The organism is Nocardioides sp. NPDC051685 (genome assembly GCF_044453405.1).
Taxonomy (GTDB): Bacteria; Actinomycetota; Actinomycetes; order Propionibacteriales; family Nocardioidaceae; genus Nocardioides.
Window position 1 is genome coordinate 319915 of record NZ_JBITCR010000005.1, and the last position, 12124, is coordinate 332038.

Here is a 12124-nt window from a genome sequence, read left to right on the forward strand (position 1 = left end):
GCACGGGATGTGTCCCTTTTCCTGCATACCTTGATGAAGGAACCACCCCGACGCCTGCGAGACTGGCCCGATGACCAGTCTCCGGATGGCCGCCCAGCTCCTCGTCCTGCCGCTCCTCGCCACGGGCCTGACCTCGTGCGGTGATCCGATCGACGACTACTGCGAGTCCCTGAAGGGGCACCAGGAGGAGCTGACCAAGACGCTGGGGGAGGGTGGCACGGGTGGACTGATCGCCGCCCTGCCGGTCTTCGAGGATCTCGAGCGCAACGCGCCCGACGACATCGCGAAGGACTGGAAGACGCTCACCACCGCGATCTCCGGGCTCAGCACCGCTCTGGAGGACGCCGGCGTCTCGGTCGACGACTTCGAGAACGGCGAGCCGCCCGAGGGTGTCAGTGACGCCGAGGCGAAGAAGATCGCCGACGCGGCGACGAAGGTGAGCAGCACGAAGACCCAAGAGGCGTCCGTGCACGTCCAGCAGCAGGCCCGGGACGTCTGTCACACGTCGTTGACCCTGTGAGCCTGGAAGTGAACCGGATGGACACCAGATAGGCGACCCCGATTGCCGCCCCGGCAACGTAATGGCTAGATTGGCGCGAGCGCTTACTTTCAGCGCTCAGCCGGGGGGCACGATCCCTGTACCGCGCGACCCGGTTGCCCTGTTGACTACATATTGATCGTGAAAGGGAGTCTTCGTGGCTCTGCCTCCGGACATCACCCCTGAACAGCGCGCTGCCGCGCTGGCGAAAGCCGCGGCCTCGCGCCAGGAGCGGGCTGCTGTCAAGAACAAGGTCCGCACTGGCGGCATGTCCGTCATCGAGGTCATCGAGGAGGGGAAGAAGAACGAGGTCGTCGGCAAGATGAAGGTCATCGACCTGCTGACCTCCCACCCCGGCCTCGGCGAGGTGCGGGCAACCCAGATGATGGAGCGCCTCGGCATCGCGATGAGCCGCCGTGTGCAGGGCCTCGGCCCCAAGCAGGTGGCCGCGTTGGTCGAGGAGTTCGCTCGCCGATGAGTCTGATGGCGGACGAGAAGACCACGGCCGGTGCCGGCGAGGGCCACGAGAAGCGACTGGTCGTCCTGGCCGGTCCGACCGCGGTCGGCAAGGGCACCGTCTCCGCGGCGGTCCGCGACGACCACCCCGAGGTCTTCTTGTCCGTCTCGGCGACGACCCGGAAGCCTCGCGAGGGCGAGGTCCACGGGGTGCACTACCTCTTCGTCTCCGACGAGGAGTTCGACGCGATGATCGCCGGCGGCGAGCTGCTGGAGTGGGCCACCGTCCACAACATGGCGCGCTACGGCACCCCTCGTGGTCCCGTGGAGAAGGCGCTGGCCGAGGGCCGCCCGGCGATGCTCGAGATCGACCTGCAGGGCGCTCGGCTCGTGCGCGAGACGATGCCCGAGGCGATCTTCGTGTTCCTGGCCCCGCCGAGCTGGGAAGAGCTCGTACGCCGCCTGGTCGGTCGAGGCACCGAGACCGAGGCCGAGCGCGAGCGACGCCTGGAGACCGCGCGGGTCGAGCTGGCGGCGGAGAAGGAGTTCGACGTCACCATCGTCAACCATGAAGTTCATCAGGCAGCCGATGAGTTGGTAACCTTGATGACGCTCGGGCTCCCGAGCAAGAAATCCGACCAAGCCGACAAGTGAGGCTCACGTGGCTGCCCCTCAGATCGACGCCCAGGGCGTGACCAACCCCTCGATCGACGACCTGCTGACGAAGACCGACAGCAAGTACAAGCTGGTTCTCTACAGCGCCCAGCGGGCTCGCCAGATCAACGCCTACTACTCCCAGCTCGGCGAAGGCCTCCTGGAGTACGTCGGCCCCCTGGTCGACACCCACGTCCAGGAGAAGCCCCTCTCGATCGCGCTGCGCGAGATCAACGAGGACCTGCTGACCTGCGAGGACATCGACCCGGCCGAGCTGGCCGCCCAGGCCGCAGCTGCTCAGGCCGCTGCCGCCGAGGCGCCCGCCGCCGACGTCTGATCCAGGTCTTCCGCTGTCCACCAACAGCATCACTCCGGCCGCCGCTCTCGACGAGCGGCGGCCGAAAGTGGTCTTAGGGGTCGCCGGCGGCATCGCCGCCTACAAGGCGGCCGAGCTGCTTCGCCGGTTCACCGAGTCCGGCCATGACGTGACCGTGGTCCCCACGGCCTCCGCCCTCGAGTTCGTCGGCGCCCCCACCTGGGCGGCGCTGTCGGGCAAGGAGATCGCCACCGGCGTCTTCGAGAACATCACCGAGGTCCCGCACGTACGCATCGGGCAGCAGGCGGACCTCGTCGTGGTCGCGCCCGCGACCGCCAACACGCTCGCCCGCGCGGCCCACGGCCTCGCGGACGACCTGCTGAGCAACGTACTGCTCACGGCGCGCTGCCCGGTCGTGTTCGCGCCGGCGATGCACACCGAGATGTGGGAGCACCCGGCCACCCAGGCCAACGTCGCCACCCTGCGCGAGCGCGGCAACATCGTCATCGAGCCCGCTGAGGGCCGGCTGACCGGCAAGGACACCGGCAAGGGCCGTCTGCCCGAGCCGGCCGAGATCTTCGAGCTGGCCCGCGCCGTACTCGCTCATGGCGGGCGCGCGGACCTGGCCGGTCGTCGCGTCGTCGTCTCCGCCGGTGGCACCCGGGAGTATCTGGACCCGGTCCGCTACCTCGGCAACCGATCCTCGGGCCTCCAGGGCTATGCCATCGCCCGTGCCGCGGCCGCCCGCGGTGCCGAGGTGACCCTGGTCGCGGCGAACGTGACGCTGCCCGACCCGGCCGGCCTGAAGGTCGTACGTGTCGGCACCACCGCCGAGCTGCGCGACGCCGTCGTCTCCGCGGCCGAGGGTGCGGACGCGGTGGTCATGGCCGCCGCTCCCGCCGACTTCCGTCCGACCGGGGTGAGCGAGGCCAAGATCAAGAAGGCCGCCGATGGTTCGGCGCCGACCATCGAGCTGATGCAGAACCCCGACATCCTGGCCGAGATCTCCCACCACCGGACCAAGCCCGGTCAGGTGGTGGTGGGTTTCGCGGCCGAGACCGGCGACGAGACCGGATCGGTGATCGAGCTCGCCACGGCCAAGCTGAAGCGGAAGGGCTGCGACCTGCTCGTCGTCAACGACGTCAGCGGGGGAGCGGTCTTCGGCAGCGAGGTCAACAAGGCGGTCATCCTGGGTGCCGACGGAGGCCACGTCGACGTGGCCGAAGGGGCGAAATCCGCTCTGGCAGAGGTCATCTGGGACCAGATCGCCTTACGCCTGGATGAACAACCCGCAAACTGACGACACGCCACGCGCCACGATGAGGACCGGGCCTGCGGTCTTGGGGTTCGGGGTCTATGTTTGTCGACCAGAACGATTGACGTTTATCCACCCGAACAACCCACACGAACCTGTGAAACGGAGCTACACGTGACCGGACGTCTCTTCACGTCGGAGTCGGTGACCGAGGGGCACCCGGACAAGATCGCCGACCAGATCAGCGACACCGTGCTCGACTACCTGCTCGAGCACGACCCCAAGAGCCGGGTGGCCGTCGAGACCCTGCTCACCACCGGCCTGGTCGTCGTCGCCGGCGAGGTGACCACCGACGCCTACGCGCCGGTCGCCCAGCTCGTGCGCCAGAAGATCCTTGACATCGGCTACGACTCTTCCCTCAAGGGCTTCGACGGCCACTCCTGCGGTGTTCAGGTCGCCATCGGCGCCCAGAGCCAGGACATCGCCCAGGGCGTCGACACCGCCGAGGAGCACCGCCTGGACAGCTCGGTCGACGAGCTCGACCTGCAGGGTGCCGGTGACCAGGGCCTGATGTTCGGCTACGCCTGCGACGACACGCCCGAGCTGTTCCCGCTGCCCATCAAGATGGCGCAGACGCTGGCCGAGAAGCTGACCGCGGTCCGCAAGGACGGCACGCTGGACTACCTGCGTCCCGACGGCAAGACCCAGGTCACCATCGAGTACGACGACGAGAACAAGGCCGTCCGCGTGGACACCGTCGTCCTCTCGACGCAGCACTCCGAGGAGACCACCCAGGAGCAGCTGCACGCCGACATCAAGAAGTACGTCATCGAGCCGGTGCTCGAGCAGTTCAAGTCGGCGGTTCCCTTCGACGGCTACAAGCTCCACATCAACCCGACCGGCCGCTTCGTCGTCGGTGGCCCGATGGGTGACGCCGGCCTGACCGGCCGCAAGATCATCGTCGACACCTACGGCGGCATGGCCCGTCACGGTGGCGGCGCCTTCTCGGGCAAGGACCCGTCGAAGGTCGACCGGTCGGCTGCGTACGCCATGCGCTGGGTGGCCAAGAACATCGTCGCCGCGGGCCTGGCCCGTCGTGCCGAGGTCCAGGTCGCCTACGCCATCGGCAAGGCCCAGCCCGTCGGTGTCTTCGTGGAGACCTTCGGCACCCACACCGTGCCCGAGGCCAACATCCAGAAGGCTGTCCTGGAGGTCTTCGACCTCCGCCCGGCCGCGATCGTGCGTGACCTCGACCTGCTCCGCCCGATCTACGCCAAGACCGCTGCCTACGGTCACTTCGGCCGCGAGCTCCCCGAGTTCACCTGGGAGCGCACCGACCGCGCCGACGCCCTCAAGGCTGCTGCCGGCGCCTGACCGACCGCACCCGCTAATTTGCCGAGTCGGCGCGTTCTGACGCGCCGACTCGGCTGGGTTTTCGGTCAGGACGCGCCGACTCGGCGGTGTGTCGGCGCAGGCTGATAGGAATAACGGTTGTGAGCCGGGGACCGCAGGAGGCAGCCGGGGCAGCCGAGCTGGAGCTGCCCGGGCTGGTCCGCGACCGGGTCAAGGAGGGGCGGGCGAAGGCAGCGGCCACGCGTGCGCGCAAAGCCGCCGAGGCGGAGACCGCCGAGATCGATCCGGTCGCCAAGGTGCTGGTCGAACTGCCGATGGCCCACCTGGACCGGCCCTTCGACTATGCAGTCCCGGCCTCGATGGCCGAGGAGGCGCGGCCCGGCGTGCGGGTGAAGGTGCGGTTCGGGCCGAAGGACGTCGACGGGTTCGTGGTGGCCCGGGCGGAGGCCTCCGAGCACGCGAAGCTGCAGCCGCTCAAGCGGGTCGTCAGCCCCGAGGTGGTGCTGACGCCGCAGGTGGCCGCGCTGAGCGAGTCGGTCGCCCGGCGCTACGCCGGTCCCCGGGCGGACGTGCTCCGGCTCGCGATCCCTCCCCGCCACGCCTCGACCGAGAAGGAGCCGTCCGCGGTTGTCCCGGCGGATCGGCCCTTCGACGCCGCTGCCGCAGCGGAAGCGTGGGCCGGTCACGAGCCGGCGGCTGCGTTCCTGCGGCACCTGGCCTCCGGCGGAGCGCCGCGGGCGGTCTGGCACGCCGCGGCCGGCACCGACCACGCCGATCTGATCGCTCACGCCACCGCGGCGACGCTGGCCTCGGGCCGCGGCGCGCTGGTCGTGGTGCCCGACTGGAAGGACCTCGCCCGGCTCGACACCGCGATGACGAAGGTGCTGGGGGAGGGGCAGCATGCCGTGCTGGCCGCCGACGCCGGGCCGGCGCCGCGCTACCGGGAGTTCCTGCGGGTCGCCCGGGGCGCGGTGAAGGTGGCGATCGGCACCCGCGCCGCCGCCTTCGCGCCGGTGCGCGACCTCGGGCTCGTGGTGGTCTGGGACGACGGCGACGACCTGCTCGCCGAGCAGCGCTCGCCCTACCCGCACGCGCGTGACGTACTGCTGTTGAGGGCCGAGCAGGAGCAGGCGGCCGCGCTCGTGGGGGGCTTCGCCCGGACCGTGGAGGCCGGATTCCTGGCCGAGACCGGTTGGGCGCAGGAGATCCGCCCGACCCGGGCGCTGGCCCGCGAGCGGGTGAGCATCGAGATCACCGGCGACACCGACTTCGACCTCGAGAAGGACCCACTCACCCGCGCCTCGCGGGTGCCCCGCGAGGCCCACGAGATCGTCCGGGCCGCGCTCACCACCGGCCCTGTTTTGCTGCAGACCCCGCGACGTGGATATGCGGCCTCGCTGGCCTGCGACCGATGCCGTACGCCGGCCAGGTGCTCGGCCTGCCAAGGACCCCTGCAGCTCGGCGGACCGGCCGCGCCGCCGACCTGTGGCTGGTGCGGTCACGTCGAGACGGCCTGGGCGTGCGGCGCCTGCGGAGGCTTCGGGCTGCGGGCGCCGATCATCGGCGAGGCGCGTACGGCCGAGGAGATGGGGCGCTCCTTCGCCGGGGTGCGGGTGGTGACCTCCTCGGCGGGGGCGGTCAAGCAGACGGTTCCGGGGACCCCCGCGATCGTGGTCGCGACGATCGGCGCCGAGCCCGTCGCCGACGGAGGCTATGCCGCGGTGCTGCTGCTCGACACCTGGCTCCTGCTGGGGCGGCCGGACCTGCGTACGGACGAGGAGGCGCTGCGACGCTGGAGCAACGCCGCCGGGCTGGTGCGGCCCGGTGGGCGGGTGCTGGTCGTCGGCGACCCGGCGTTGCCGGTGCTGCAGGCGCTGGTGCGCTGGGACCAGCCGGGCTTCGCCCGGCGGGAGGCGGCCGCGCGGCAGGAGGCCCACCTCCCGCCGGCGTCGCGGCTGGCCACCATCACCGGCACACCCGGGGCGCTCGACGACGCGCTCACCCTGCTGGCGCTCCCGCCGGGCGCGGAGGTGCTGGGGCCGGTTCCCGCCGAGCCGACCTCCACCGGAGAGCCACGGCTTCGCGCCGTCGTACGCGTGCCGCGATCGCTCGGCGGCAGGCTCACCGAGGCGCTCGGGGAGCTGCAGCGGGTGCGGTCGGCGCGCAAGCTCGACCCGGTCCGGGTCCAGGTCGATCCGCCGACCCTCTGAGCCGGCGCCGCGCCGCGTAAAGTGGTCCCGACACGCTCGACCATCTAGGAGAACAGTGGCAGTCCAGCCCATCCGACTCTTCGGCGACCCCGTGCTGCGCAAGCCAGCGATCGAGGTCGTCGACTTCGACAAGGAGCTGCGCAAGCTCGTTGCCGACCTGACCGACACCATGCTCGAGGCGCCCGGCGCCGGACTGGCCGCTCCGCAGATCGGAGTGAGCCTGCGGGTCTTCACCTGGTACGTCGACGGTCAGGTGGGTCACCTGATCAACCCGGACCTCACCCTGTCGGAGGAGACGCAGGACGGGGGCGAGGGCTGCCTGTCGCTGCCCGACATCACCTTCGACTGCCGCCGCGCGCTGTCGGTGGTCGCGAAGGGCTTCAACATGCACGGTGAGCCGGTCACCATCGAGGGCTCCGAGCTGCTGGCCCGGGCGATCCAGCACGAGACCGACCACCTCGACGGCATCCTGTTCATCGACCGGCTCGACGAGGCCGCGCGCAAGGCGGCGATGAAGCAGATCCGGGAGTCGGAGTGGTTCGGCCTGGAGAAGCCGACCGTGAAGATCTCGCCGCACGCGACGAACGGGTTCGGGTTCTGATGAGGGTCGTCTTCGCAGGTACGCCCGAGGTCGCCGTCCCCTCCCTGGACGCGATCGCCGCCTCCCGCCACGAGCTGGTCGGTGTCGTCACCCGGCCCGACGCCGCCCAGGGACGCAGCAAGCGGCTGGTGCCCTCGCCGGTGGCGCAGCGCGCCGAGGAGCTCGGGGTTCCGGTGCTCAAGCCGGAGCATCCCCGCGAGCCGGAGTTCCAGGCGGCCCTGAAGGCGCTGGAGCCCGACTGCTGCCCGGTGGTCGCCTATGGCGCGATGCTGCCGCAGTCGGCGCTGGACATCCCACTGCACGGCTGGGTCAACCTCCACTTCTCGCTCCTTCCGGCCTACCGGGGCGCCGCCCCGGTGCAGCGCGCGGTCTGGGCCGGCGAGGAGATCTCCGGCGCCACCACCTTCCGGATCGTGAAGGCGATGGACGCCGGTCCCGTCTTCGGCACCATGACCCAGGCGCTCGCGCCCGACGAGACCTCCGGGTCGCTCTTCGAGAAGCTCACCGCCGGTGGCGCCACGCTGCTGGTGTCCACGCTCGATGGGATCGAGGACGGCTCCCTGGAGGCGCGCGAGCAGCCGGCCGACGGCGTCTCCTACGCCGACAAGATCACCGTCGAGGACGCCCAGGTCGACTGGACCCGGAACGCCGTGGCCATCGACCGGCAGGTTCGCGCCTGCACCCCGGCGCCGGGGGCCTGGACGCTGCTCGACGGCGAGCGGTTCAAGCTCGGCCCGATCACCATGACCGACGACGAGGCTGCCCCTGGGGAGCTGGTCGTCCGCAAGAACGAGGTGCTCGTCGGCACCGGGACCACAGCCGTGCGTCTGGGCCGGGTGAAGGCCTTCGGCAAGAAGGAGATGCCGGCGGCCGACTGGGCCCGCGGCGTACGTCTGGAGTCCGGTGTCGCCTTCGAATAAAGCACAGCCGGGTAGGAGTCCCGGGGCCGGTCGGCGACCGCCGGGAAAGGCGCGCGGCAGCAGCAAGCCCGCCGATCCGGCTCGGTTGGCGGCGTTCGAGGTGCTCAAGGCGGTGCGGGTCGACGAGGCGTACGCCAACCTGGTGCTGCCCCACGTCCTCGGCCGCCTCGGGCTGGATGGCCGTGACGCGGCCTTCGCCACCGAGCTGGCCTCAGGGACGCTGCGGCAGCAGGGGACGTACGACGCGGTGCTGGCCGCGTGCATCGACCGGCCGCTGGCCAAGGTCGAGGCGAAGGTGCTCGACGTGCTGCGCCTGGGTGCCCATCAGGTGCTCTCCATGCGGGTGCCCGACCATGCCGCGATCTCGACCAGCGTCGACCTGACCCGGTCGAAGGTCGGTCAGGGGCCGGCGGGATTCGTCAACGCCGTGCTGCGCAAGGTCACCCGCAAGTCTCTCGACGAGTGGGTCGCCGAGGTCGCGCCGGCCCGCGACCAGGATCACGACGGCTGGGCCACGGTCGCCTTCAGCCACCCGCGCTGGGTGGTCGAGCGGCTCGCCGAGGCGGTCGGTCGCGACCAGGTCGACGCGCTGCTCGAGGCCGACAACGTGCCGCCGTCGGTCACCCTGGTCGCCCGTCCCGGGCGAGCCACGGTCGCCGAGCTCGGCGGCACGCCGACCCCCTACTCGCCCTTCGGGGTCACGCTCGACTCCGGCTCACCGGCCGGGGTCGCCGCCGTCGCCGAGCGACGTGCGGGAGTGCAGGACGAGGGATCGCAGCTCGTGGCCATCGCCCTGGCCGAGGCCGACCTCGACCGGCCCCAGGACCGGGTGGAGACCTGGCTGGACCTGTGCGCCGGACCGGGCGGCAAGTCGGCCCTGCTGGCCGCCCTGGCGGCGCAGCAGGATGCTGTGCTGGTCGCCAACGAGCGCCAGCCGCACCGTGCCGGACTCGTCCTCTCCAATCTGACCGACCGGTCATCCGGCACGCACGTGGACGGGTCCGCCGGGGTCGTGGCCGGCGACGGGACCAGGCCGCCGTTCAAGGACGCGACGTTCGACCGGGTCCTCGTCGATGCCCCGTGCACCGGTCTGGGGGCGCTGCGCCGTCGCCCGGAGGCACGGTGGCGACGGGCGACGGCGGACCTCGACGTACTCGTCGACCTGCAGCGCTCCCTGCTCGACCGGGCGATCGATCTGACCCGGCCGGGCGGTGTGGTGCTCTACGCGACCTGCTCGCCGGTTCTGGCCGAGACCGAGGGTGTGGTGCGGAGGGTGCTCGAGGACCGATCCGATGTCGTCCTCGAGCCGATCGGCGCCACCCTCGGCACGGTGCCTGACAGCGCCGGGCCGCTGGCAGGCACCGTGCAGCTGTGGCCGCACCGGCATGGCACCGACGCGATGTTCCTGGCCCTGCTGCGGCGCACCCCGTAGCGGCTCAGTCGGTCCACCTGAGCGAGCTCGCGAGCGCCTCGAGCTCGGCGTCGGTGGTGCCCTCCCCGCTCTGGACGCTGATGAAGATGTCGCCGTGGAGCGGGGTGATGTAGGACCCCGAGCCGGGGCCGGCCTTGTCGGCGCTCTTGCTCCAGTCCGGGTAGTCCTTCGCAGGGCGGATCACCAGGCCGGCCACACCACCGTCCTCAGCGGTGCAGGTGGCTTTGTCGTCGGTCAGATACCACTCGCAGTTCCAACCGGCCGGCTGCTCGACGGGAGCCGCCTCGACCAGCCCCTGGCGCAGGCCGTCGGTGGCGAGCGTGACCCCGGGGTAGTCCTCGAGCAGCGTGCCGTTGCTCCACACCTGCTCGACCTCGCCGGCCTGCCCGGTCAGGACGATGGTGAACCCGGTTCCGGCACCCGAACGAGCACTGGCGGTCCGGATGGTGATGTCCATCGTCTTCGCCTCGTCGTTGGTGACGACCTGTCCGATGACACCTTCGCCGAGGTCGAGGCTCTGTCCTGCGGCGAGCGGTGCCGCCGACGGGGAGGCCGACGGTGCGCCGGCGGCGCCGAGAGGCGCCTCGTCGACCGCGGTGGTGGCCAGCAGCTGGGAGAGGCCGATTCCACCCGCGGTGAAGGCGCCGACGGCCGCGGCCGCCCCGACGGTCACGGCGACGCGCCGGCGTCGCCGGATGCGTGAGCCCGCACTGATGGCGCCGGCCGAGATCCGGGCGTAGTCGGGATGCTGGTCGCCGACACGTTCGTGCAGTGCCGTACGGAAGCTGGTCTCTGGCTCGTTCATCGGGTGGTCCTCTCCGGGAAGATGTCCGCGACCAGCGGGCGCAGCCGTTCCAGGGCACGCTTCGAGCGGGTGCGGACCGCCGTCTCGGTCAGTCCGAGGTCGGCAGCGGTCTGGGACACGGATCGGTCCTCCCAGTAGCGTGCGACGAGCACGGCCCGGTCGGTCGGCGACAGCCGCTGGAGGGCGGCAAGCAGGTCGATCCGGGCGCTGGGGTCGCCATCGCTGCCGGGGTCCTCCGGCAGCGTGGAGGTCGGCATCTCGGCGTTGCGCCGGAGCCGTCGATGGGAGATGAATCCGTTGAGGAGCACACGTCGTGCGTAGGCCGCCGGGTTGTCCGCCCTGCTGACCCGGCGCCAGGACGCGAAGACCCGGGCGTACGTCGTCTGGGTCAGGTCCTCGGCGAGGTGATGGTCACCCGTCAGCAGCAGTGCGGTGCGGAAGAGGGCACCGCCCGTCGCGTGGACGAAGTCGGCGAACTCCTCGGTGGGTGGCCTCGCGGTCGATGTGCTCACACCCTCCTGACGCCTCGGCCAGAGGTTCACGTGACACCCCCGTCCTGATCCGGATGAGCGACTTTCGGCTCACCACATCATCGCAGCGCCTACGCTGGCGAGCATGGCCAAGGCATCGCCGTCGGTGGAGATCGAGGTGGACAACCGCGTCGTCAGGATCTCCAACCCTGATCGGGTCTACTTCCCGGAGACTGGTGCGACGAAGCTCGATGTGGCGCAGTACTACCTCGCCGTCGGTCCGGGGATCGTCAACGCGCTGTGGGAGCGCCCGTGCATGCTGCACAGGTTCCCCAAGGGGCTGGCGGGCCCGAAGGTCCATCAGAAGCGGCTTCCGCAGGGGGCTCCGGACTGGATCGAGACCGTACGTCTCTACTTCCCGCGCTGGGGACGGACCGCCGACGAGCTCTGCGTGACCGAGCTCGGCGCGGTGATCTGGGCGGTCCAGATGTCGACGGTCGAGTTCCATCCCTGGAACAGCCGCCGTGAGGACACCGAGAAGCCCGACGAGTGGCGTATCGACCTCGATCCGGGCCCGGACTGCCCGTTCTCGACCGTGCAGACCGTCGCCGGGGTCGTCCGCGAGATCCTCGACGAGCTCGGTGCCGTCGGCTACCCGAAGACGAGCGGCGGCTCCGGGATGCATGTCTACGTGCGGATCCCGGCGGAGCACGGCTTCGCCGACGTACGCCGCGCCGCGCACGCCTTCGCCCGCGAGGTCGAGCGCCGCGCACCGAAGCTGGTCACCACCGCGTGGTGGCGCAAGGATCGCGACCCGGCGCAGCTGTTCGTCGACTTCAATCAAAATACTCGAGATCACACGATCGCTTGTGCCTACTCGATCCGCGGCGTCGCGGATGGCAGGGTCTCCACCCCGATCACCTGGGAGGAGACCAAGGACGTCGACCCGCGTGACTTCACGATGCGTACGGTGCCGGCACGGTTCGCGGAGATCGGCGACCTGCACGCCGACATCGACGACCATCCGTTCTCGATCGAGCCGCTGCTCGAATGGGCCGACCGCGACGAGCGCGACGGTGCCGAAACACCGCCCGAGCCCGACGCCGGGTGACCG

Annotated in this window: 13 protein-coding genes; 11 read left to right on the forward strand and 2 right to left on the reverse strand. The window is 70.8% G+C overall.

The window, feature by feature from the left end; genetic code table 11:
• Positions 1–70 precede the first annotated feature (70 nt).
• The 10 genes from ACIA03_RS16985 (at position 71) to ACIA03_RS17030 (ending at position 9735) form a co-directional block, all read left to right on the forward strand.
• On the forward strand, positions 71–520 hold the full coding sequence (locus ACIA03_RS16985) for a hypothetical protein (protein WP_396984494.1): 450 nt from the start codon (positions 71–73) through the stop codon (positions 518–520).
• A gap of 175 nt (positions 521–695) precedes the next feature.
• Positions 696–1016, forward strand: coding sequence for an integration host factor, actinobacterial type (gene mihF, locus ACIA03_RS16990; protein WP_008356752.1), 321 nt, complete (start codon positions 696–698; stop codon positions 1014–1016).
• Positions 1013–1648, forward strand: a complete 636-nt coding sequence (gene gmk / locus ACIA03_RS16995; protein ID WP_396984497.1) for a guanylate kinase — start codon at positions 1013–1015, stop codon at positions 1646–1648. The genes mihF and gmk overlap by 4 nt, the downstream gene beginning before the upstream one ends.
• A 7-nt stretch (positions 1649–1655) precedes the next feature.
• Positions 1656–1985 carry a DNA-directed RNA polymerase subunit omega gene (rpoZ, locus tag ACIA03_RS17000; RefSeq protein WP_396984499.1) on the forward strand — a complete coding sequence of 110 codons (330 nt, stop codon included), beginning with the start codon at positions 1656–1658 and terminating at the stop codon, positions 1983–1985.
• 67 nt (positions 1986–2052) lie between these two features.
• On the forward strand, positions 2053–3264 hold the full coding sequence (coaBC, locus tag ACIA03_RS17005) for a bifunctional phosphopantothenoylcysteine decarboxylase/phosphopantothenate--cysteine ligase CoaBC (RefSeq protein ID WP_396984501.1): 1212 nt from the start codon (positions 2053–2055) through the stop codon (positions 3262–3264).
• A 129-nt stretch (positions 3265–3393) separates the two neighbouring features.
• Positions 3394–4593: a methionine adenosyltransferase gene (gene metK, locus ACIA03_RS17010; protein ID WP_396984503.1), complete on the forward strand. Its 1200-nt coding sequence runs from the start codon at positions 3394–3396 to the stop codon at positions 4591–4593.
• Between the two features lie 119 nt (positions 4594–4712).
• The gene (locus ACIA03_RS17015) at positions 4713–6782 is read left to right on the forward strand and encodes a primosomal protein N' (protein WP_396984505.1); all 2070 of its coding nucleotides are present in this window, start codon (positions 4713–4715) and stop codon (positions 6780–6782) included.
• 55 nt (positions 6783–6837) lie between these two features.
• Complete coding sequence (gene def, locus ACIA03_RS17020) at positions 6838–7383, forward strand: peptide deformylase (protein WP_396984507.1); 546 nt, start codon at positions 6838–6840, stop codon at positions 7381–7383.
• Positions 7383–8303 (forward strand): methionyl-tRNA formyltransferase, encoded by a 921-nt coding sequence (gene fmt / locus ACIA03_RS17025; RefSeq protein ID WP_396984509.1) that lies wholly within the window; start codon positions 7383–7385, stop codon positions 8301–8303. Before def ends, fmt begins: the two co-directional genes overlap by 1 nt.
• Positions 8304–8388: 85 nt before the next feature.
• Positions 8389–9735, forward strand: a complete 1347-nt coding sequence (locus ACIA03_RS17030) for an RsmB/NOP family class I SAM-dependent RNA methyltransferase (protein ID WP_396984511.1) — start codon at positions 8389–8391, stop codon at positions 9733–9735.
• A gap of 4 nt (positions 9736–9739) precedes the next feature.
• Here the strand turns inward: ACIA03_RS17030 and ACIA03_RS17035 are convergent, their stop codons facing one another.
• Both ACIA03_RS17035 and ACIA03_RS17040 read right to left on the reverse strand, forming a co-directional pair.
• Positions 9740–10540: a hypothetical protein gene (locus tag ACIA03_RS17035; RefSeq protein ID WP_396984513.1), complete on the reverse strand. Its 801-nt coding sequence runs from the start codon at positions 10538–10540 to the stop codon at positions 9740–9742.
• Positions 10537–11052: a SigE family RNA polymerase sigma factor gene (locus ACIA03_RS17040; RefSeq protein ID WP_396984515.1), complete on the reverse strand. Its 516-nt coding sequence runs from the start codon at positions 11050–11052 to the stop codon at positions 10537–10539. Before ACIA03_RS17040 ends, ACIA03_RS17035 begins: the two co-directional genes overlap by 4 nt.
• A 103-nt stretch (positions 11053–11155) precedes the next feature.
• On the opposite strand from ACIA03_RS17040, the gene ligD reads away from it, so the two are divergent.
• The gene (gene ligD, locus ACIA03_RS17045) at positions 11156–12121 is read left to right on the forward strand and encodes a non-homologous end-joining DNA ligase (protein WP_396984517.1); all 966 of its coding nucleotides are present in this window, start codon (positions 11156–11158) and stop codon (positions 12119–12121) included.
• Positions 12122–12124 lie beyond the last annotated feature (3 nt).

What these genes read in the sequence shown, in the direction of transcription:
- ACIA03_RS16985 (WP_396984494.1), top strand. Translation starts at nt 71, where the DNA reads ATGACCAGTCTCCGGATGGCCGCCCAGCTCCTCGTCCTGCCGCTCCTC.
- gmk (WP_396984497.1), top strand. Translation starts at nt 1,013, where the DNA reads ATGAGTCTGATGGCGGACGAGAAGACCACGGCCGGTGCCGGCGAGGGC.
- fmt (WP_396984509.1), top strand. Translation starts at nt 7,383, where the DNA reads ATGAGGGTCGTCTTCGCAGGTACGCCCGAGGTCGCCGTCCCCTCCCTG.
- ACIA03_RS17035 (WP_396984513.1), bottom strand. Translation starts at nt 10,540, where the DNA reads ATGAACGAGCCAGAGACCAGCTTCCGTACGGCACTGCACGAACGTGTC.
- ligD (WP_396984517.1), top strand. Translation starts at nt 11,156, where the DNA reads ATGGCCAAGGCATCGCCGTCGGTGGAGATCGAGGTGGACAACCGCGTC.